This is a genomic window from Ectobacillus sp. OTK, assembly GCF_059698935.1.
The window spans coordinates 5,428,173-5,449,681 of the sequence record NZ_AP048547.1; the positions used below are offsets into that span (position 1 = coordinate 5,428,173).

Consider the following 21,509-nt stretch of genomic DNA (forward strand, 5'->3'; position numbering starts at 1 on the left):
CTACTCCTTTACCTCCGTTACAAAAGAATTTCCGGTTGTCCCTGTTCTGCGAATTTTTGCTGTTGTATGCACTGTAACCGGCAACTCAACAAACCCCTTTTTATTCCAATCCTTTTCCAATCTCTTCCACCCCTTCGGAGATGCACGGTGAATGGCCTCGCCAAATCCAAAAATATCAGCCTTTAGCTTTTTTGCCTTCTTAACGGAAGCGCTGAGAATTGCTTCATTTGTTTTTTCAATAGATGCTTCTAAGGATTTAATTCCTTCCGCTGTAGATAAATCTATGTTGCACCTTACTTCGCCAACATTGGCTTCAAGGGATTCATGAACATGAACAGCTGGTTTGCTATTCTGAAAGCTAACCTTGATTTTTCGGCCTGCATGAAAAATTTCAACAACAGCTGAGCCGCCCTTCGGACATGCAGTACTGCCAACCGTATTTTTGACATCTCCCAATATGTAATTCAATCCTTTGCTTTCCTTCTCATTTAACCATCCGATCAGTTTATCCTTTCTTAGCACTGCGATATCTGCGTATTGCAAATACGCTTCCGGACCTGCCTTTTCTACATTTTCCCTAGACTGCCCGACCTTCTTATTGCCTGTATATTTAATACCAGTTAAAGTAGCTGACTTCCCGCTAGTTGTTATATCTGCAATAAGCTGATCCATTTGCACCGTACGGGTGGGCGCCCAAACCTGTTCTGAGGTCTCCAATGACTTAAATAGCTTTTGTGCAGGAATCTTCTCGATTGGGCTTAAAAACTTTAAAACTTGCTCTGCCTGTGTATTCCGTGCAAGCACAACATAGAAATCTGAACGAACCTCATGGTCCCGAGACAACATCTCTAATGATTTTGCAACGCCCTCCTTTGCAACGGATTGCCCAATTATTAAAACCCTCAAATGAGCTAAGTAAATTTTCCGCGGGGTAACAGTTGTAATTCTGCGCAAGGCCTCAAATACTGTATCTGCCTTTGCGCGATAAAGCGTAACAGGCGAACGGCCGGTACTTCCCTGCTTCGGTGCAACCTCCGACGGGTCGACCACCTGTACGCTAACCGTATACTCATTTTCTTTTACTTTATCAATAGCTAATCCAACCGCAATAGCCAGCTCATTTAACTCCCGCCTGTTCCAGCAGCCCGTTAAAGGCAGCATCATGATAAATATGAGCATCATCGTCAAGGCTTTTCTCATAGTTACCCTCTTTCTTACTTTAATCTGTTGTATTTGGTTTTTCAGGTTTCGGAGTCCTATTTCTCGTTTTATTTCGTTTTGTGAACATACTCGGCCGCTTATGCATCGACCATAGCGGAGCCCGAAGTATCATATCCTTCTGACTCACACTATTAAAGGGTGCAAAGGCTGACATATACGGCACGCCGAAGGAGCGGAGCGAGCACAAATGGAGAATGATCGCTAACAAAGCCATTGTAATACCAAACAACCCGAAGGAAGCCGCAAAAATCATCACTACAAAACGAAGTATACGAATAGAAATAGCCATATTATAAGCTGGAAATGTAAAGTTAGAAATAGCTGTAATTGAGACAACAATGACCATCGCGGCAGAAACAAAGCCAGCCTCTACCGCAGCCTGACCGATTACCAATGCCCCGACAATGGATGTCGCTTGCCCCATTGGTCTAGGCATGCGAATTCCCGCTTCACGCAATATCTCAAAAGTAACCTCCATAACAATGGCTTCAACAAAGGCCGGAAACGGCACTCCTTCCCGCTGTGCTGCCAGGCTGATTAAAAGCTGCGTAGGCAGCATCTCCTGATGAAAGGTAGTAATGGCAACATAAAGAGACGGACCTAACAATGCAATAAAAAAGCTCATATACCGAACGATACGAATAAGTGTTGCAATATCCGGCCGCTCGTAATAGTCTTCAGATGATTGAAAGAACTGGCCAAATATAACCGGTACTAATAAAACAATGGGCGTGCCATCTACAAGGATAGCTACCCTTCCTTCCAAAAGACCAGCTGCAGCAATATCCGGGCGCTCCGTATTATAGATGGTTGGAAATGGAGTTATGTAGTCATCTTGAATCATTTCCTCAATATACGAGCTCTCCAAAATTCCATCTATATCAATACGATGTAACCGGTCTTTTACCTCACGAATGATGCCTTCCTCAGCGATTCCCTTTATATACATAATAGCTATCGTCGTTTTCGTTTGTTTTCCCATTACCTGCTGCTCGCAGCAAAGATTTTCGTCTTTAATCCTTCTTCTTACAAGCGCTGTATTGGTTCGGATTGTCTCAGAAAAGGCCTCCCTTGAACCGCGAATTACAGTTTGTATCTCTGTTTCACCTACGCCCCGATCCTTCCAGCCTGGCGTAGAAACGGACAATGCTTTATGATAGTCTTCCGTTAAAATAATTGTGTTTCCCGACAAAATCTCCATAAATAACTCTGGAAAATTCTCAATGATTTTTATACCGCCGCTGGAAAGAGCTGATGTATATAGGAACTGAAATACCTTTTCCGCGCTTTGCATCTGCACATTATCAAAGGTTTCTTTCATATGGACTGTTAATGGCTGTAAAATAGAATCATCGATGACCTGTGTATTAACTAAACCATCTGTATAGATTAATACAATGCGCCGTTTATACTCACTTCCTACCACAACTTCCCGAATTATGATATCGCTGCTTTTGGCAAAAACAGAAGTTATTTCCTTTAGGTTGTAAGAAAGATTTTCGTATAACGGAGCAGGTACGGATTTTGTTTCCTCTTCCTTTGAAGCCTTATTTTTTTCTTCGTCCCTGCTGCTAAAACCTTTGAATGGCTTCATACTATCACCCCTTCCATTTCTTTCATTATTTGCAACAAGAGAAACTTCTATGAAAAGAATGCCAATTTTTTAAGTACAAAAAGAGCAGGCCCATCAAATATGAGGCCTGCCCTTTTCAGCATAGTAGGTAATGCACATATTCTATTTTAAATGGTTTGAAACACTGCTTCCTTTAGCTTCTTTGCTGCTTCATACACTGATTCAGCATGGCTAATTGCAGTAATAACAGAGACGCCATCTGCACCAGCCTTTATAATAGGCGGAGTATTCTCAGCTGTAATACCGCCTATGGCAACAATCGGAATTTCTATTTTATGATCCTTAAACAGCTCAATTAAAGCCGTTCCCTGCGCATCTCTTGCATCTTCCTTTGTTTGTGTTGAGAAGATAGGACCTACGCCGAAGTAATCTGCACCTTGAGCAGCGGCCTTTTGCGCTTGCTCAAGTGTATGAACGGAAATACCAAGAATTTTATCCCCGATTTTCTCGCGAACACTCGCAGCAGCTTCATCTTCTTGTCCAATATGAACACCGTCTGCATCAAGTGCTAAAGCAAGATCTACATCGTCATTTACGATAAATGGAACATTTTTGCTTTTGCAAAGCTCTTGCACTCGCTTTGCCAGCTCATACTTCGCATCCCCCGTCAAAGCACCATTGCCTTTTTCGCGATATTGAAACAGAGTAACCCCGCCGTCAATTGCGTCTTCTACAACAGAAACTAAGTCTTTCTTGCAGTTTACGCTTCCGGCAATAAAATAGACCTTTAGTAATTCTCGCATTGCATCACTTTGAATTCTTGCCATTTGGCTTCACCCCTTATCGTTAGACGTGCTGCTTCTGCTGATATGCCCAGTGATTCGTCGGTCCGTGACCGTTTCCAATTCCAAGTTGGTTTTCAATCGCGGCCTGAATGAAGTCCTTCGCTGTTTGGACTGCCGCATGTACGCTATTGCCCTTTGCCAGCTCAGCTGCAATCGCAGCAGCAAACGTACACCCCGTTCCGTGCGTGTTTTTCGTTTCGATTTTCTTGCTTGTAAAATAAAAGAATTCTTGTCCATCAAACAGCAAGTCAATGGCTTCATCCTCGGCATCATCATGACCGCCTTTAATCACCACATACTGCACACCGGTTTCAAGCAGACGCTTTGCTGCTGCCTTACGGTCCTCCAGCGTCTGAATGGACATGCCTGTTAACGCCTCCGCCTCCGGAATGTTCGGCGTTACTACTGTCGCAAGCGGCAACAAATATTCCTTTAGTGCGGCAATCGCTTCCTGCTGAAGAAGCGGTGCACCACCCTTGGCAATCATAACGGGATCAACAACGATGTTTTTCCAGCCGAACTTTCGAATTTTCTCAGCCACTTCCTGAATGATTTCACCGCTAAAGAGCATCCCAGTTTTCACTGCATCTGTTCCTAAGTCAGTGCCAATCGATTCGATTTGCTGTCCAACAGCTTCTACAGCTAGCGGATACACCCCCTGCACACCAAGGGTATTTTGTGCTGTGACAGCTGTCAAAGCGGACATACCAAATACCTTTAGCTCTTGAAATGTTTTTAAATCCGCTTGAATGCCAGCCCCGCCGCCGCTGTCAGAGCCTGCAATTGTCAGTGCTTTATATGTTCTCATTGTCATCACCTATTCCGCGATTTTTTCAACTGAACCGTATTGTGTCACGTCAGCCGCGCTTACCTTAGATAATTGATTTAATAATTCAATTTGGAAACTGCCTGGGCCTTCTTCTACCGTCTTTTTCGCTGCGATTTCTGCTGCCACCTCATAGCTGACAAGTGCTGCTACTGCAGCTTCCACGACATCCTTCTCTACAGCCGCAAATGCGCCAATAACGGATGTTAATAAACAGCCTGTTCCCGTTACCTTTGTCAAAATCGGATGTCCATTGCGGACGATATATGTTTTTGTTCCATTTGTAACAACATCTTCTTTTCCTGTAATCACAACAGTCGTATGAAGCTGCACAGCCGCTTTTTGCGCAAGCGCAACAACATCTCCCGCTCCGGCTCCTGCATCTACTCCTTTGATTGTCCAATTCTCTCCAACAACATTTGCAATCTCTGCCGCATTTCCTCTTAATGCAGCAATTTGCACCTCGCTCACAATTTTACGAGCTGTTTGTGTACGGTACGCTGTTGCTCCTGCTCCTACTGGGTCTAAAATAACAGGAACGCCGCTTTCATTTGCGGATTTCCCAGCAATGATCATCGCTTCAATTTCAGTCTCATTTAAAGTACCAATATTAAGCACAAGCGCCCCTGCGATTTTCGCCATATCGGCAACCTCTTCCTTCGCATAAGCCATAACCGGCGATGCACCAAGCGCAAGCAAGCCGTTCGCTGTAAAGTTTGTCACAACAACATTTGTAATGTTGTGTACAAGCGGATTTGTCTCTCTTACCTTCTGTAATACTTCTCCAATTTTCTGCATATTCATCAGATCTCATCCCCTTTTAATCAATAAGAAAAGCGGACACGGTCCGCCCTGCTCCCAAAGGAGACAGTTCTCCGCACATTGAGGCGCTTTTTGCCTGGGCGGGCGGAGCTCTTTCTCCACAAGAAGCTGACTGTGGGAGCAGGGCGGTGTCCCCGCAAAAAAGCGATCCTTTCCTAACTCTTATAAAAAAAGACACCTTGCGCGGGCAAAGTGTCTCGCTTAGATTGAGGATTCTCCCAATCGTAGACTTCTTTTTTACGGCTCTCCCTGCGCTGGCATAACCCAACAGGTTCAAACGGTCTACGGCGGTTCAGCCGTACTCTCAGCCTGCTTCCACAGGCTCCCGAGCTATTATAATTATATAGGAATCTTACTCCTTTGCTGTAAGAATTTCAAGCGAATTCGTACACATACAGATTACTTGAAACAAATATCCAAAACCTAATTTCCTGGGAAAAGGAAAAACGTCTTCGTAGTTAGTGAATAGATTAAAGGGACGTACATTACAAGTTTTCCGTATTTTTTAAAGAAGGGAAGTTCTAGGCAAGATTCGTTAAAATCGCTGCCTTAGAAAGGAAAACTCTGCACTGATCCTCACCCGGGAAATATTTTAGTAGAAGGGGGCGTTACAATTTACTTTTCCCGAAACAAATATGCCTGCTTCGGATGATTCGGTTGATCTGGATATTTCAATTTTATCTTTTCTTCCTGCAGCAGCTTTGCCAAATAATTATTTCGAAGCCCGTCTGATGTCCGCTCCAGCAACTGAGATAGTTCTTTTAACATAAGGGGCTTTTTCACGAGCAACTGCAAAATGATTTCCTCCATTTTACTTGGGCTCAGACGTTTCTTCCTTCTTGCCGTCTCCGCGATCGCCCATAGCTCTTTCTCAGTATCCTCTGCTATAACATTTACTTTTTGTGTGTCTATAGCCTCTGTATTTTCTAAAAAGACCGGCATCTCCTCTAGCACAGGATGATTCTCTTCGCTATTTACGGAGTTATCAACGTTATTTACGGAGTTACTTTCTTTGTTTACGGAGTCCGACTCGTTATTCAAGGAGTTATACTCCCTATTCATGGAGTCAAGATCGTTATTTATGGAGTTACTTTCTTTATTTATGGAGTTTGACTCATTGTTTATGGAGCTACCCCCTTTATTTACGGAGTTGTCAGCGTTATTTATGGAGCTCACAGCAGCTTCATAGTCGTAATATGTTGAAGCAATTTCATGCATCCACTCCAGTTGACCTTGGGTAGTGTCTTCAGACATGCTAAGCGTTAGGATCGTCCGTTCCAGCTGCATGTCCTGGTCTATCTGAGGCTGCGGCCACTGATAGTCCTTCCACGTTAAGCGCATGCTTTTCAAACCAAATCCGGCTCTTTGACAAAGATCAATTAAAATAAACATCTTAAATACATTTGGATTACGCAGATTGCTGATCCCGCCTTCAAAGGCTTGTTCAACAGGTATACGCAGCAAGCCCGGATTGGAAAATCGAATAGATTGTGCATCCCTTTCAATAACAAGCCCGCCCTCAATATAGTAATCAGCATGTACAATCATATTGATTAGTGCCTCATGGAGAGCAAGGCATACCTTCTCTTTCACATGATCTGCAGGTAAGCTCTCCGCAAAGTGATCCATCACCTTAAAATAAAAATCGTATAGGTTGCCAGACCAAGTCCCATCCTGAGAGGTGAATCTCTCAGACCAGCTGCCGCTCAGGACATCATGCAAGCTTTCTCTATATTCCAGAAAGTATTGCGGAAAAACTTCTGTTATGATTCTTTCTTCACTGAACATAAGCAGACCCGCGACTGTAAGACCTTCCTTGCTTGTATTGCGCAGCTTTCCCCATGCACCGATTTTGTATAAAAATTCTTTTGTCTCAAGCCCGTTCCACGGGTGATTTGGTTTAGTCAGAGCAAATTTTTCCCTATAGCTTTTAACGGATTCAAAGTTTAATTCATTTAGTCCATAATGCTCCAGAATTACAGTGTCTCGGGATGCTGCCGAATAATCAATTGGATGGTTCATGTTTGTATGGTTATTCACTTTTACTCTCCCTTTATTACGAACTCATTACATATATCCTTCTATTTCATCTGTTCATTTGTATTCTTATTTTACCATCTTTCTTCCCATATCTCTTGTTGTTCTCAATAAAGTATTGCAGTATGTATCATAAGCAACAAAAAGTAATCCTTCAGAATAAAAGAAAAAGAGATGATCAGGATTCAAAAAGGAGCCTGCAGGATTGTTCATTGATACACTCTTATAGGCAGAATGAAGCTCAATATTTCCCAAAGTTTTATACTTCCATCCCAAGTGTATGTTATACAGGTATAAAAAGTATTTCCATTTCTTTTACTCGCCAAATTTATACAGCAATAGCTGCTTACCGTACAGATCTTTTTATCAACCTACAAACCTGTGGATAACCTTTTCCCTTTTATCTCCCTCTAAATGTGGATAACTTTACCCAATTCTATAGCTGCTTCTGTCTAAAGGTTCTTCCATTCTTTATGAGAAAACACACAAATAAACCGTCATGTGGAATCCTTATATTGTACCGGATTCTCCATGACGGTCATTTCATGTCATTTATTGATTTTTCACCTTTGAATAGATAGGAACAGAAGCTTCCCTATCCTCAAGCTTTTGAGCTTCAATATTGTTAGGATCCAAGCCATGTCCCAAAGTGCCATACACAGTCCCAGTCTCAGGATCAATGAGCTCTGTATGATTATGATAAATTCTTGGTGTTTTCCATAAAGTAGCTAACGCTGTTGTAAGCGGCATTTCAAAATAACGATCCGGCCACATTTCTTTCACTTTTTCCTTTACCATCGGGAAATATTTTGGATTCATTCCCGGGAATAAGTGATGCTCCGCATGATACGAGAATTGGAAGTGTAAAACATCCACCCATTTTGGAACGGTTACACTCAGCGTATTCGCAAGCGGATCATTTACCGTTGTAAGCGGGTTTAAGCGATGATTCGTTGAGATATAGCCCATTACAATTGCGTTTGCAATCAAAAGCGGTATTAGGTAGACAAAGAACCATTTAACCGGGCCAAGCCATACTAATAAGGCAATCCAGGTTGCCCAAGGTAAAATAAGCTGCATCCAAACAACTGGACGATCTTTCGGCTTAAATTCATTAATATATCTTTTGAACATTCTTGATGAATGGAAAGTAAACATTAAGGACAGTAAAGTAAAGCTAATAACAGTACGAAGCCACATCGGCAGCTTATAAATTTTCCGCAATAATGGCCGTTCTTGCAATTTTTCAAGAGTTGCCCATGCATCTGGATCCTCATGCTCATCCTGTGTATGAATGTGATGCTCCATGTTGTGCCACTTTCTCCAAATCCTAGGTCCGACACATAATGGCCAAAAGCCGATAGCGCCTATAATATCACGCCATTTCTTATTCCGTATTACTGTACCATGCAAAACCTCATGAGCAAAAAGGCCTAGTCCGCCGTAGCTCAAGCCTAACACAATACTAATTGCAAGCTTGACAAACATGTTTAAATCAAATGTCCCAATCGCTACAATTCCAGAAACTACAACAATAAGATAAGCTAGTCCGCCCCAAAGCCGGGAAGGAACAGGCTGAAAAGCTTCTTTCGGCAGATGCGGAGCTACACGGGCTGCATACCACCCAAACGTACGCAATTCATTCATCAATATACCCCTTTACTTTTATGACTTATTCCAGAAAAAGCATGATGCCTACTTGCCTCTGTATTAATAAGAAACCCATGCAGTCTTTCCAGCAGCAGCTTCCGCACAAGTTTTTGCTCATTTTCTGATTCTATTATTTGGATATTTTTTACGCTTTATGTTCAATTTCTCTCATTAGACACAGATTATACATTTTTCTGGACACTAAAACCAACAAAATTAAAACCAGCTACTAAGACATGATATTAAACCTCTTTCGCTGAATTGTCAATCTATTTATGGGAGCCAAATTTTGAGATAGAATGAAAAAGAACAGGGAACATGACATCATCCCGCTCCATATGTAATGTTATATTCACACAATTATCTTAGGCCATATTTCCCCATATTATTAAGATCTATGCATATTTTTAATTAAAGATTTATTCCTTTATCACATCTACAATAGGCTGCCTCTTTGGTTGAAACCCCTTTATTTCTAGTCTCTATGTATGGCACATATAAACTTTGTGCAAAAGTTCACATAAATGCAACAAGTTGCTTTTCATTCTGGCCCCATTCAATGTCATAATGTAAGAGAATTTCACATGTTTGTTACTATCCTGATAAGGGCAGCCATTCCATTCACATAGAAAAACAGGCAATGGCTAAAATAAAACATGCGATGAGAACACTCGCCGATTGCTGGGCCTTTGGGCGAGGACAGAGACTTATTTGCACTTATACGTTATTTCTAAAATTTCTTGCTATGTTAAATGGCCTTCTAGCTGGAATTTTATAAATTCTTAAAGTATAAAACAAACCAAGGCACAAGAATGGGGGCAAAAGCATATGGAGATGAAATCATTAATTGCAGTAGAGAATTTAGCCTTAAAAAAGTTAAAAACTTTCCAGCAAAGCAGTTTACGGTATATATTAAGGTCTATGCTAGCTAGTATGTTTATTGGATTTGGGGTCATTGTAGCCTTTAAAACAGGCAATTTCTTTTATATGGAGCATTCACCAATTGCCTATCCAATAGCAGCATTAACATTCGGAGCAGCCATTATCCTAATCTCTTACGGCGGGGGAGATTTATTCACAGGCGATACATTCTACTATACATTTGCGGCACTTCGTAAAAAAATACGTTGGCCTGATGTATGGAAGCTGTGGGGCATGAGTTACGCAGGAAATATTTTAGGAGCCGTTGTCTTTGCAGGTTTAATTTACACAACCGGACTTTTTAATGATTCCTCCGTAAATAGCTTCTTATTAGCTGTTGTAGAGAAAAAAATGCACGTCTCAACATTTGAATTGTTTTTCCGGGCTATTTTGTGTAACTGGCTTGTCTGCCTTGCCTTTTTTATTCCAATGTCTTTGAAGGAGGATGGCGCAAAGCTGTTTATCATGGTCCTATTTGTATTCTGCTTTTTCATTTCTGGATATGAACACAGCATTGCCAATATGTGTACATTTGCAATTGCATTAGTATTACACCATCCTGGCACGATTTCCTTTGCCGGAGTGGTGCACAACCTTATACCTGTTACAATTGGTAACTTAATAGGCGGCAGCATATTCATGGGTTGGATGTATTATTACGTGAATAAGCCTTATATGGGAGAGCAGGAGAGGGTAGATCACTAACAGTTTGTTATTAACATTCACAAGATGTAATCAGTAGGAACTTATAGCATATATTCAGCTCCCCCGTCTAAGCTCTAGGCGGGGGAGTTTAGTTTCAAATGATACTCTCTAGAACACATTGCCTAATCATTCATTTCTTCAGTATAATTATGAAATTAGGAGTTAAAAGCAATGAATTCATATTCGCAGCAGTAAGCTCGTTGCTTTACATACAGTGCCTTTGAGGACGAGCCAGCATCCTTTTACAAGGCATTTCTATAGCACATACTAAGAACACCTTAAGAAGATAGAACTCACATGATAACCTGAAGAATATAGAAAGAATAGAGGTAGATAAAATGGAGAAAGTACAGATCCTACTGTCGACATATAATGGCGAAAAGTATATAGGTCAGCAGCTAGACAGCTTGCTTGGGCAGGATTATCCAAATATAAATATTTTAATTCGCGATGATGGCTCAAAAGACAATACCGTATCAATCGTAGAAGCTTACAGCAAGAAGCATGGTAACATTACATTGATAAAAGGGGAAAATAAGGGTGTTATCTCTAGTTTCTTCGAGCTTGTACTGCACGCCTCCCCTGATGCTTCCTATTATGCCTTTTGCGACCAGGATGACTTCTGGAAGCCAACAAAGGTGTCAAGAGCTGTAAGCTTGTTAGAAAAGGAGGATTCTCGTACACCGTTGCTCTATTTCTCTCGTTTAGATATTGTAGATGAGCAGCTGCAGCTTTTAAAGCATTCACAGATTCCTCCTCAAGGAGCAGGGTTAGAAAATGCCTTAATCCAAAATATCGCTACTGGCTGTACCATTGTGTTCAATCAAACAATGCGCCAATTGTTTCAATCCCGCATGCCGAGGGTAGAAAAGGTTACAATGCATGATGCATGGTTTTACTTGCTGGGAACGGCTTTAGGTAAGGTGATATATGATGAACAATCTCACTTGCTATATAGACAGCATTCCTCGAACACGCTCGGAATGGCAGATAACAAGCTAAAGAGTGCTTTAGTACGTTATAAAACCTTTAAGAAGAAGGGACATCAAAAGCCTTATACAACGCAAACAGCAGAGTTTTACCGATTGTTTGAAGGAGAACTGCAGGACCATCAGAAGAAGCTGATTCAAGATTTCTTGTATAAACGGAAATCTCTTTTTGGCAGAATTTCATATGCTATCAACACACCTTTGTATCGACAAAATGTTCGGGATACACTGATCTTCAAGGTTTTATATGCGTTGGACAGCTATTGATTTCATTTCCTGCAGGTCTAGAGGCTTGAGTTGGCCTAGCTTGCTCGCTGCTCGCGAAAGGGAAACAGTTCTGCGCCCAGCCGATGAAGCCAGACAACGCCTCAAAAAGCTATATTTTCTTATCTTTTAAAGAAAATTCGCCGATTGGCAAGCCTTTAGGCGAAGACAGAGGCGAAGTTGCACTTATACTTAAAATTTCCTGCTGTATTGAATGGCCTTTTGGCTGGGAACTTGTACCTTCTTAAGATAAAAAAGAACCGACATGTACTGTCGGTTCTTTTTTATCTATATTATTTTGCCTCTTCTAAGTAAGCAGCCAGCGCTTCCTTCCAATCTCTTAACGGCTTAAAACCTTGTTCAGCAATTTTCTTTTTGCTTAACACAGAGTATTTTGGGCGTGCAGCAGGGCGGGGGAATTCTTCTGTCGTTAATGGCTTAACCTTCACGTCCATGCCTGCCTGCTTGAAGATTTCTACCGCAAATTCATACCAAGAGCATACACCTTCGTTGGTTGCATGGTAAATGCCGTACTTTTCAGATTGCATAAGCTCAATCATAAAGCGTGCTAAATCTACCGTATACGTTGGTGAACCTATCTGATCATGAACAACGCCAACTTCTCCTCGCTCTTTTCCAAGACGTATCATCGTTTTCACGAAATTATTGCCGTATACTCCAAACACCCAAGCTGTACGTACAATGAAGAACTTCTCAGCATATTCCTGTACAAATGCTTCACCAGCCAGCTTTGTTTCGCCGTATACGCCAAGCGGTGCAGTTGGATCATCTGTTTCATACGGTTTGTTTCCTGTGCCGTTAAACACATAATCGGTGCTTACATAGAGTATTTTGGCACCTAGCTTATGAGCTGCCTGCGCCAAATATTTCGTTGCTAGGCCGTTTACTTGGTATGCTGTTTCGCGGTCTGTTTCAGCACCGTCCACATTCGTATAAGCCGCGCAATGAAGAATTACATCCGGCTGCACCTTCTCCATATAAACTGCAACTGCTTGCTCGTCTGTAAGCTCCAGACTTGCACGGTCAAGCGGATAGACCTCGAACTCCCCTTCTGCCAGCTGCTTCAGAACATCTTGTCCAAGCTGTCCCTTCGCTCCTGTTACGACGATTTTCATTATTCTTCCCCTAGTCTCTTGCCATATTGTGTTTCAAAGTAGGACTGATACTCACCTGAAATGATGTTTTCCCACCAATCTCTGTTCTCTAGATACCACTTGATTGTTTGCTCAATGCCTGTATCAAATGTATATTTTGGCTGCCAGCCTAGCTCTGTACGAAGCTTCGTTGCATCAATTGCATAACGTCGGTCATGTCCTGGGCGGTCAGCTACATATTTAATTAAGGACTCAGGTTTATCTAAATGCTTTAAGATTGTTTTAACAATCTCAATGTTTGTACGTTCGTTATTTCCGCCGACATTATACACTTCACCGTTACGTCCATTATGAAGAACAAGATCAATCGCCTGGCAATGATCTTCTACATGCAGCCAGTCACGTACGTTTAGTCCATCTCCATATACAGGAAGCGGCTTATCATTTAATGCATTAATAATCATCAATGGAATAAGCTTCTCAGGGAAGTGGAACGGTCCATAGTTGTTAGAGCAACGCGTAATGTTTACCGGCAAGCCGAATGTTTCATGATAAGCGCGCACTAAAAGGTCCGCACCAGCTTTACTTGCGCTGTACGGGCTATTCGGTGCTAATGGTGTTTCCTCAGTGAAGTAGCCTGTCTCTCCAAGTGTTCCGTATACCTCATCAGTAGAAACCTGCAAGTATTTCTTCACGCCGAAATTTTTAGCAGCATCTAGCAATACTTGGGTTCCTTGAATATTCGTTTTCACGAAAATATCCGGGTTGGTAATGCTTCGGTCTACGTGAGATTCAGCCGCAAAGTTCAATACATAATCAAATTGCTGCTGAGCAAATAAGTCATTAATAAATTCTCGGTCAGCGATATCGCCTTTTACGAATGTATAGTTGGATGCAGTTTCAATTTCCTTCAGGTTTTCAAGGTTTCCTGCATATGTGACTAAGTCCAAGTTTACAATATGATACTCAGGGTATTTTTTTACCATATAGCGTACAAAGTTACTGCCGATAAACCCTGCGCCGCCTGTTACTAATAATTTCATGTTGTTCCTCCTATTTCTCGTATACAAAGTTAATGTTAGCTTCTGCTAGTACTGGATGCTTTGTATCCTTCTCTGAAAGAATTGGATTTGTTGTTGGCCAATCAATACCTAGCGCCGGGTCATTCCAAAGAATTCCGGCATCATGCTCTGGAGAATAGTACTCGTCTACTTTATAGGCAACTGTTGTATCTGGAACCAATGTACAGAAGCCATGAGCAAAGCCCTTAGGTACAACCAGCTGACGCTTATTATGCTCGCTCAAAATCACGCCGACCCACTGGCCGTACGTTGGAGAGCCCTTGCGAATATCTACCGCCACATCATAAATAGCGCCTGTAATACAACGAACTACCTTTGTTTGCGCCTTTGGATTTAGTTGAAAGTGTAATCCTCGCAATGTTCCGACCGGTACAGACAGTGATTGGTTATCCTGAATGAAATCATACTTTAATCCAAGTGTCTCAAAGACATCCTTGTTATAGCTTTCCATAAAATAACCACGGTGATCACCAAATACCTTTGGTTCTAAAATCACTACATCTTCAATCTTTGTTTTCACAATGTTCATTATTTTCACCTACTTCGCTTGGCTTGCGATTTTTAATAAATATTGACCATATTGATTCTTCTTCAATGGCTCAGCCAGTTCTAATAGCTTTTCCTTTGAAATGTAGCCCATTCTAAAGGCAATTTCCTCTAGGCAAGCAATCTTTAATGTTTGGCGCTTTTCAATCGTTTCAATAAATTGAGATGCTTCCAATAAAGATTCATGCGTACCTGTATCAAGCCATGCATAGCCGCGTCCAAGAAGCTCTACATTTAAGGCACCCATCTCTAAGTACGCCTGATTCACATCTGTAATCTCCAGCTCGCCGCGCGGAGACGGCTTAATGCTTTTCGCAATGTTGACAACGCGGTTATCATAAAAGTACAAGCCTGTTACTGCATAATTTGATTTCGGTACTTCCGGTTTTTCTTCGATGGAAACAGCTTTTCCTTCTTCATCGAACTCAACAACTCCAAAACGTTCCGGGTCATTTACATAATACCCGAACACTGTCGCACCTTCCTCACGAGCAGCCGCCTTACATAGAAGATCTGTTAGTCCGTGACCATAGAAAATATTATCCCCAAGCACAAGCGCAACGCTGTCATCTCCAATAAATTCTTCACCAATGAGAAAGGCTTGTGCCAACCCGCCTGGCTCTGGTTGAACAGCATAAGAAAGATGGATGCCAAAGTCAGAACCATCTCCAAGAATTTGTTCAAAGCGTCCAATATCCTGCGGTGTAGAAATCACTAGAATATCCTTGATTCCCGCCAACATTAATACAGAAAGCGGATAGTAAATCATCGGTTTGTCGTATACAGGCAAAAGCTGCTTGGACACAACCTTTGTTAATGGGTACAAACGTGTACCGCTGCCACCAGCTAAAATAATTCCCTTCATGCCAAACTCCATCTCCTTACTATTCAGTTCGTTTTGGTCATCTTCTAAAGCCAGCCATCAATTAGCAATAAGAAATCCAGTTGTTTTTATTACCCTATGTTCTAATTGTAAAAATGGGCTTTTTGACAATGACCAGCCATATTTTTTATGCCACTATTCACATCATAATAAAAATAGACAAAAACCAACAGCATATATTTCGTATTGTGACCATTTAGTAATCAAATTTTAACGTTTAGCGTGTCATTTTATAGCGAAGAATCTCTTGAACAGTTCCTGCTCTTCCCCTTAACTTTTCCCCTAAGGAACGCTTTCTCGTACCGGTTACATTTCCGCCATGCCTTACATACTTCATTAAAGGCTCCTTCACGTATACGATTTTCTTATTTTCCATCATACAAACTAAAGCAATCCATTGATCATGCATTTCAATCTTTTCAGGAAACGGTACAATATTCGAAACGAGCTCCTTTTTAAAGGCCATGCAGCAGCCAGTGAAACCGTTCTTAATAATATTGCCGAAAACCCCTTGCTCGCGATTGTTGTTGTATTCATTCCAGGAGTCGCTCAAAATATTTCCTTCTCCATCTGTTACATACGCATCATGCGTAACAAGCGTCGCATCTGTTTGCTCAAATACAGATAGCACAGTCTTAACTTTATGCTCTAACCAAATATCATCCTGATCACATAGAAACAGGATATCGCCCTTTGCTTTGGAAATTGCCTTCTCAAAGCTTTTCATCACACCTAAATTTTGTTCGTTTACGTATACGTCCACTCGGTCTCCATACGTCTCCCGTATCACCTGAACGGTACGGTCCTTTGAACAATCATCTACTACAACCACTTGGTCATTCTCTCCTAGCTGTGCCAGGACAGAATCCAATTGACGGATAATGAAGCTAGACCCGTTATATGTTGCTATACATACGGATATCATACACGAAAATCCTTTCTATACTGTCAGTAATTGACGTAATGTATGAAACGCAATACTCTTATTCTTTACAAAAACAAGCTGCTTTACAGTCCGCAGCAGCAGCTGTCTTTTATATCGTTTCAACAAGCTTTTTTTATAATTCTTATAAAAATGTATTTCTGACCCTAGTATGCTTTTATACCGCTGCAGAGAAACCGTATCGTAGTTCATAACAGACAATTCATGCTCCAGCGTAACATCCAAAACAAAGCTTTTGTATCCCCGCTCATAGATTTCATAGAAGAGCCAATGGTCGAGAAAGTCCAGCGGAAATTCCTCATTAAAACCGCCAATCTTATTTAAAAATTGCATATTCACCGCTGCACCAGAATTGATGGCCATAACCGGCATATGTTGAATTCCCGTTTCCGGTCTCACATCCTTTAAAGGCTGTAAGGTATGGCTGAATACAGGCGAAATCATGACTTCGTTACAAACAACCTTTGGCACAACAGCTGCAACCTGACCTCTATCCATCTTTTCCAAGGAAAGAATGGCATCCGCATAAGCCTGCGTAAGCTCTGTATCATGGTCAAGCAATATAAGCCATTCGCTGTTATGCTGCTTTGCAGCTTGCCATGCATAGTTATATGCCACTGCAATTCCTAAGTTTCTCGAGTCATGCTTGTATGTAAATACATCTGCATACTCCTTTGGGACGCTTTGCGGCTCTGGGCTATTATCATAAATAATCACATGAACCCCATCCTTTAGCCGTCCGTCCGTAAAGAAGGTGCTGCGCATCGTTTGAAATGTTCGCGACTGCTCCAATTTTTGTTTATATACAACCATTACAATTGTAGTTTTCATATCATTACCTTCTTACCTATGCAATCCATTAAACCGCTCTTGTTAAAGCATCTCTTTTGTTTTTGGAAAGCACTAATATAATTAGCATAAATCCAATTCCTAACGGGTTGTTAATAAAAGGATTAATATTCGTTAACAGCATTAAGGCTGCTATGCAGGCTAATAAAGATATATCAGTTGTTTCGACTGACCCTTGTGCCTTATAAACGAGGTGGTAATTATAAAAAATTACAAAGCATACATACAGCCAAAGAGCTAAGCCAATTACTCCCTGTTCAACGAGAATATCTAAAAAGCTCATCTCGATTCCCGTTTCTCTTCCAGCAATTTCCGTCCCATAGCCGCTTCCTGCTATAAATACCGGGACACTCTTAAACACGAGATCTTTGGATGCATGAATGAACTCTACGCGTGTATTTACGCTTACATCATCAATTTGCGGCTCCTCTGGTTCTTCAGCAGGAGTTTCTGGCTTTTGCTGCGCAACAGTGTCTGTACCAAAACGTTCAATCGTCATGTACTTATACATAAACGGAACAGCCATCACAAGCAATAAGGAAATTGCAATTTTTTTGAGCATAAACTGGGAACTCAGCAGCTTAGCAGCCTTTTTCTGCAGACCCTTCACCGCATCAGTAAATGTTTTCACATCCATCATGACAATGAACAGTATGCCAAACATAATCGCTAACAAGAAGCCTCTTGTTTCTGACCAAATAATAGAAATCAAACAAACAATAATATTCACTACATCGATCTTTGAGCCCTGTTTATTTAGTACAGCATTTAGCGAAACAAGCAAGCCCATCAAAACAAAGAAGTGCCCTTTATAAAATACGCTATGGCTTGGTCTAAAAAACAAATCATCGTTCATAACAGAGTTCATAAAATCATAAAACACACCAAAATTATTGCTGAATATCGTTTTTCCAACTAACGAAACTAAAATCGTAAAGATAGCAACGCCTAAAGAGGAATATTTTAAAATACTTATAATTCTACTCTTCCTATAGCGCTCCTCTGATATGTAATAAGCAAGAGGAAAATATAATAAAAAGAAACATACGCGAAGAAAATCCATTGCAATAATAGATAAAGCATGACCATATATCAGACCAATTAAAGCACTAACCCCAAACCAGGCCACAAGCATATAAATAGCTATTGAAGTGATATTAAAGGCAAGAAACGTATTCACATTTCTATCTAAAAATTGTTTGTTCTTTACGATTCTAAAAACAAATGTACATAATATAAGCAGAAACAATACTTGCCGAATGGACAGAACTCCAAAATCAATAAGTCTTCCCCCGCCGCCAATAAATAACTCAACAAAAAAAACTGTTAACAGCCATTTCTCAAACCTATTCACCGCAATCCTCACTCCCACAAGCAATATGACAAATACTACGTTCTATTCCTTTCATTAAAACAATCTCCAGCCCCACTTATTAAAGAACTTATACATGGATTGCAAAAAGATTTTGAACAATCTTGAGTTTTTATGCGCTCCTCTTTCGTAATAATGAACTACTGCAGAAAATGGAGTATATACAATTCTCTTTCCCTGTTTCCTTAGCGTTAAGCATAAATCATAATCTTCAAAGTACATAAAATAACGATCATCGAAGCCTGAAACAGCTTGAAAATCCTTTCCTCTAACAAGCATGAAGCATCCTGAGCCAATCCGAATATCTACATTTCGATCGTCCGGCAGGTCCCGGCACTCATAGGAATGAAGCCTCCTCCAAAATAGCTTCTTAACAAATGAGAACGGGATAAAACGCAGAGCATAATCAAATACAGAGACACGATCCCTCACTAAGTGCTGGGTTGTTCTATCCGCATTCAACACCTTAGGTACCAACAAAGATATAGAATCATCCTCCTCCATAATCTGAAGCATATCTAGCAAGTCCTGTCTGCTTAAGATAATATCCGGATTAAAAACAAGAAAGTATTTCTCATTGGCCCTCATAAGATTATAGTTGTGACCAAAGCCGAAGCCATTGTTTTCATGGTAGAAGGTAATATCTACAAAGTCCTCATATGTTTTTAAACGTTGTTTATATTCTTCCTCTGAATTATTGTCAAAAATAACAAAACGAAAGCGCTCATCATTTCCAAATTGCTGCTTAATATTATCAAGAACCTTAAAAATGTGCTTACTATTATATGTTACAATGCTAACAGCAACCATTGCACCCATCTTTTTCCAATCTCCTTTGTCCCAAAACTCAATAATCAGAAGAATTAACTACAATCCAGTACTGTGCCAAAATCCAAATTGTTTTTCCAGCTTTGAGTGTGAATTCTGTGAGGCATAGCACAAGCTAATATATAAAGTATGAGAGTGCCTGCGGCTTCTCATACACTATATACCATAGAAATCCAAATCCTTATTTGAATGGAAAGTCGCTTTATCTGATTGAAGTTTGGTAATTCGGCTAAAGCCAATCTCTTTTATTAATAAAAAGCAAAATGAATTGCAGCTCCATCACATTCTGCCAATCCAAACAGCTTCTCCATATTCATCATGGCATACAGGCACATACTAAGTGCTTCCATAATAATTTATCCATCAACAAATTATCATTATAGCATTGTTCACTTATAATTTGTACATTAATCTTCTATGCTTCACGCCCTATTGAACTACCCGCCACCTACTCACTGGACTTTGCCCTCCACGTTCCTCGAGGAAGGGATGTTCTCGTCTATTTTTTGATAAAACACAGCTAGATACTATAAAGTTATAATGTCTATATAATATAATTATAAGATAAAAAACAGATACCCCAGACATATAAAAACATCCTGATTTATACACTTTCATGTCTATTTATACTTTTATGACATTCTTCATAACTTTTCAGTTACAAAATGGATATTGCATTGACAATAGGTGATTTGCTGTTAGACTAAGCATTAGATGGGGGCTAGACTAGGGTCAATATGACCGTACTGTTTTCATAGGATCGTATAAATAGGCATAGAGTTCAAGTGTAAAAAGAGTTATCTTGCAGTATGTATAAAAGACAATAACGATCCATTTTAATATATAAAAATAATTTACAAGGAGTAAATATACTCCTGTCATAACAATCATAGGCTTTATGTATACAAGCGGCAATGGCTTATTTAGTCATGCCGTCTTTATATATGTCCTGCTTAAAACGATTCAACTTTCACTATAAACATATAAAAGGAAGATGTATATAATGGAAAATTTAAGAGGAGATTTGAAATCTAAAAAAAAGAGGCGCTTACTTCGAGGATTCCTTTTCGCGTTGCTCTTTCTTATCTTAGGTGCAACGGGTTTTGCATATAAATTATATTCAGATGTTGCAAAGGCAACAGATAAGATGAACGAATCTGCCGTACAAGGCTCAGACAAGCGTGAAGAAAAGATAGAATTTAAGAAGGATCCATTCTCTGTTTTACTTGTAGGTGTTGATGAACGGGAAGGAGATCAGGGAAGAACTGATTCTCTTCTAGTACTAACAGTAAACCCAGAAACAAAATCTACAAAGCTTATCAGCATTCCGAGAGACACACGCACCTTAATCGTGGGAAAGAATATAAAGACTAAAATCAATCATGCGTACACCTATGGCGGAATGCAAATGACTATTGATACAGTCGAAAATTTCCTTGATATTCCAATTGATTATTATATTGAAGTCAACATGAAAGGCTTTAAGGATATTGTTGATGCCTTAGGAGGCATTGATGTAAATAATCCTTTCGCTTTCGAGCTTGACGGCGTGTATATTGAGGAAGGCAACGTTCATCTTGACGGAGAGCATGCGCTCCAATTTGCCCGTATGCGTAAGGAGGATCCAAACGGTGACTTTGGGCGACAAAAAAGGCAGAGGGAAGTAATTGAACAGGTACTGAACAAAGGAGCCAAATTATCATCTTTAACAAAATACGATGACATCCTCGAAGCATTGGAGAACAATATTAAAACAAATTTAACATTTAAAGAGATGCTTGGCATCCAAATGTATAACAAAGATGCAATTAAAAACATTGAAAAAATTGAAATTCCCGGAGAAGGAAAGAAACTAGATGACGGCATTTGGTACTATAATGTTTCCGAGGAAGATAAAAAGGCATTATCTGATAAACTGCTAGAGCACCTGCAGCTCAAATTGTCTGCCACAGCTAACAATAATACAGATACAGCGGAAACTAGCAGCACACAAACAGAAAACGAAAGCCCTAATTAAGTAAAAAAGACATGAACCATT

18 protein-coding genes and 1 riboswitch are annotated in these 21,509 nt (G+C 40.4%); of the genes, 3 read left to right on the plus strand and 15 right to left on the minus strand.

Going from position 1 to position 21,509, the window contains the following annotated elements; all coding sequences use genetic code 11:
• From AC6HZ4_RS26830 to desB, 7 genes are all read right to left on the minus strand, one after another.
• A complete protein-coding gene (locus tag AC6HZ4_RS26830) occupies positions 1-1,200 on the minus strand; it encodes a Ger(x)C family spore germination protein (RefSeq protein WP_497492959.1) in 1,200 nt (399 codons plus the stop codon).
• Positions 1,201-1,219: 19 nt separating this feature from the next.
• On the minus strand, positions 1,220-2,815 hold the full coding sequence (locus tag AC6HZ4_RS26835) for a spore germination protein (protein WP_497492960.1): 1,596 nt from the start codon (positions 2,813-2,815) through the stop codon (positions 1,220-1,222).
• A gap of 146 nt (positions 2,816-2,961) precedes the next feature.
• On the minus strand, positions 2,962-3,621 hold the full coding sequence (gene thiE / locus AC6HZ4_RS26840; protein ID WP_497492961.1) for a thiamine phosphate synthase: 660 nt from the start codon (positions 3,619-3,621) through the stop codon (positions 2,962-2,964).
• 19 nt (positions 3,622-3,640) lie between these two features.
• A complete protein-coding gene (gene thiD / locus AC6HZ4_RS26845) occupies positions 3,641-4,447 on the minus strand; it encodes a bifunctional hydroxymethylpyrimidine kinase/phosphomethylpyrimidine kinase (RefSeq protein ID WP_497492962.1) in 807 nt (268 codons plus the stop codon).
• Between the two features lie 9 nt (positions 4,448-4,456).
• Positions 4,457-5,269 (minus strand): hydroxyethylthiazole kinase, encoded by an 813-nt coding sequence (thiM, locus tag AC6HZ4_RS26850; protein ID WP_497492963.1) that lies wholly within the window; start codon positions 5,267-5,269, stop codon positions 4,457-4,459.
• Positions 5,270-5,514: 245 nt separating this feature from the next.
• A riboswitch (TPP riboswitch) is annotated at positions 5,515-5,626 on the minus strand.
• Positions 5,627-5,902: 276 nt separating this feature from the next.
• Complete coding sequence (locus tag AC6HZ4_RS26855; protein WP_497492965.1) at positions 5,903-7,327, minus strand: DUF8451 domain-containing protein; 1,425 nt, start codon at positions 7,325-7,327, stop codon at positions 5,903-5,905.
• A gap of 549 nt (positions 7,328-7,876) precedes the next feature.
• Positions 7,877-8,971: a Delta(10) desaturase DesB gene (gene desB / locus AC6HZ4_RS26860; RefSeq protein WP_497492966.1), complete on the minus strand. Its 1,095-nt coding sequence runs from the start codon at positions 8,969-8,971 to the stop codon at positions 7,877-7,879.
• An 831-nt stretch (positions 8,972-9,802) separates the two neighbouring features.
• Here desB and AC6HZ4_RS26865 point away from each other — a divergent pair.
• Both AC6HZ4_RS26865 and AC6HZ4_RS26870 read left to right on the plus strand, forming a co-directional pair.
• On the plus strand, positions 9,803-10,600 hold the full coding sequence (locus AC6HZ4_RS26865) for a formate/nitrite transporter family protein (protein WP_497492967.1): 798 nt from the start codon (positions 9,803-9,805) through the stop codon (positions 10,598-10,600).
• 338 nt (positions 10,601-10,938) lie between these two features.
• Complete coding sequence (locus tag AC6HZ4_RS26870; protein ID WP_497492968.1) at positions 10,939-11,856, plus strand: glycosyltransferase family 2 protein; 918 nt, start codon at positions 10,939-10,941, stop codon at positions 11,854-11,856.
• Between the two features lie 290 nt (positions 11,857-12,146).
• Here the strand turns inward: AC6HZ4_RS26870 and rfbD are convergent, their stop codons facing one another.
• From rfbD to AC6HZ4_RS26910, 8 genes are all read right to left on the minus strand, one after another.
• Positions 12,147-12,989, minus strand: coding sequence for a dTDP-4-dehydrorhamnose reductase (gene rfbD / locus AC6HZ4_RS26875; protein ID WP_497492969.1), 843 nt, complete (start codon positions 12,987-12,989; stop codon positions 12,147-12,149).
• Positions 12,989-14,011, minus strand: a complete 1,023-nt coding sequence (gene rfbB, locus AC6HZ4_RS26880; RefSeq protein WP_497492970.1) for a dTDP-glucose 4,6-dehydratase — start codon at positions 14,009-14,011, stop codon at positions 12,989-12,991. The genes rfbD and rfbB overlap by 1 nt, the downstream gene beginning before the upstream one ends.
• A gap of 10 nt (positions 14,012-14,021) precedes the next feature.
• Positions 14,022-14,579, minus strand: coding sequence for a dTDP-4-dehydrorhamnose 3,5-epimerase (rfbC, locus tag AC6HZ4_RS26885; protein ID WP_497492971.1), 558 nt, complete (start codon positions 14,577-14,579; stop codon positions 14,022-14,024).
• A 9-nt stretch (positions 14,580-14,588) separates the two neighbouring features.
• Positions 14,589-15,461 (minus strand): glucose-1-phosphate thymidylyltransferase RfbA, encoded by an 873-nt coding sequence (gene rfbA, locus AC6HZ4_RS26890; RefSeq protein ID WP_497492972.1) that lies wholly within the window; start codon positions 15,459-15,461, stop codon positions 14,589-14,591.
• Positions 15,462-15,696: 235 nt separating this feature from the next.
• Complete coding sequence (locus AC6HZ4_RS26895) at positions 15,697-16,404, minus strand: glycosyltransferase family 2 protein (RefSeq protein WP_497492973.1); 708 nt, start codon at positions 16,402-16,404, stop codon at positions 15,697-15,699.
• Between the two features lie 15 nt (positions 16,405-16,419).
• Positions 16,420-17,253, minus strand: coding sequence for a glycosyltransferase (locus AC6HZ4_RS26900; RefSeq protein WP_497492974.1), 834 nt, complete (start codon positions 17,251-17,253; stop codon positions 16,420-16,422).
• Positions 17,254-17,281: 28 nt separating this feature from the next.
• Positions 17,282-18,625, minus strand: coding sequence for an O-antigen ligase family protein (locus tag AC6HZ4_RS26905; protein WP_497492975.1), 1,344 nt, complete (start codon positions 18,623-18,625; stop codon positions 17,282-17,284).
• Between the two features lie 54 nt (positions 18,626-18,679).
• Positions 18,680-19,462: a glycosyltransferase family 2 protein gene (locus AC6HZ4_RS26910; protein WP_497492976.1), complete on the minus strand. Its 783-nt coding sequence runs from the start codon at positions 19,460-19,462 to the stop codon at positions 18,680-18,682.
• 1,012 nt (positions 19,463-20,474) lie between these two features.
• Here AC6HZ4_RS26910 and AC6HZ4_RS26915 point away from each other — a divergent pair.
• Positions 20,475-21,488 carry an LCP family glycopolymer transferase gene (locus AC6HZ4_RS26915; protein ID WP_497492978.1) on the plus strand — a complete coding sequence of 338 codons (1,014 nt, stop codon included), beginning with the start codon at positions 20,475-20,477 and terminating at the stop codon, positions 21,486-21,488.
• The last annotated feature ends 21 nt before the right edge of the window (positions 21,489-21,509 follow it).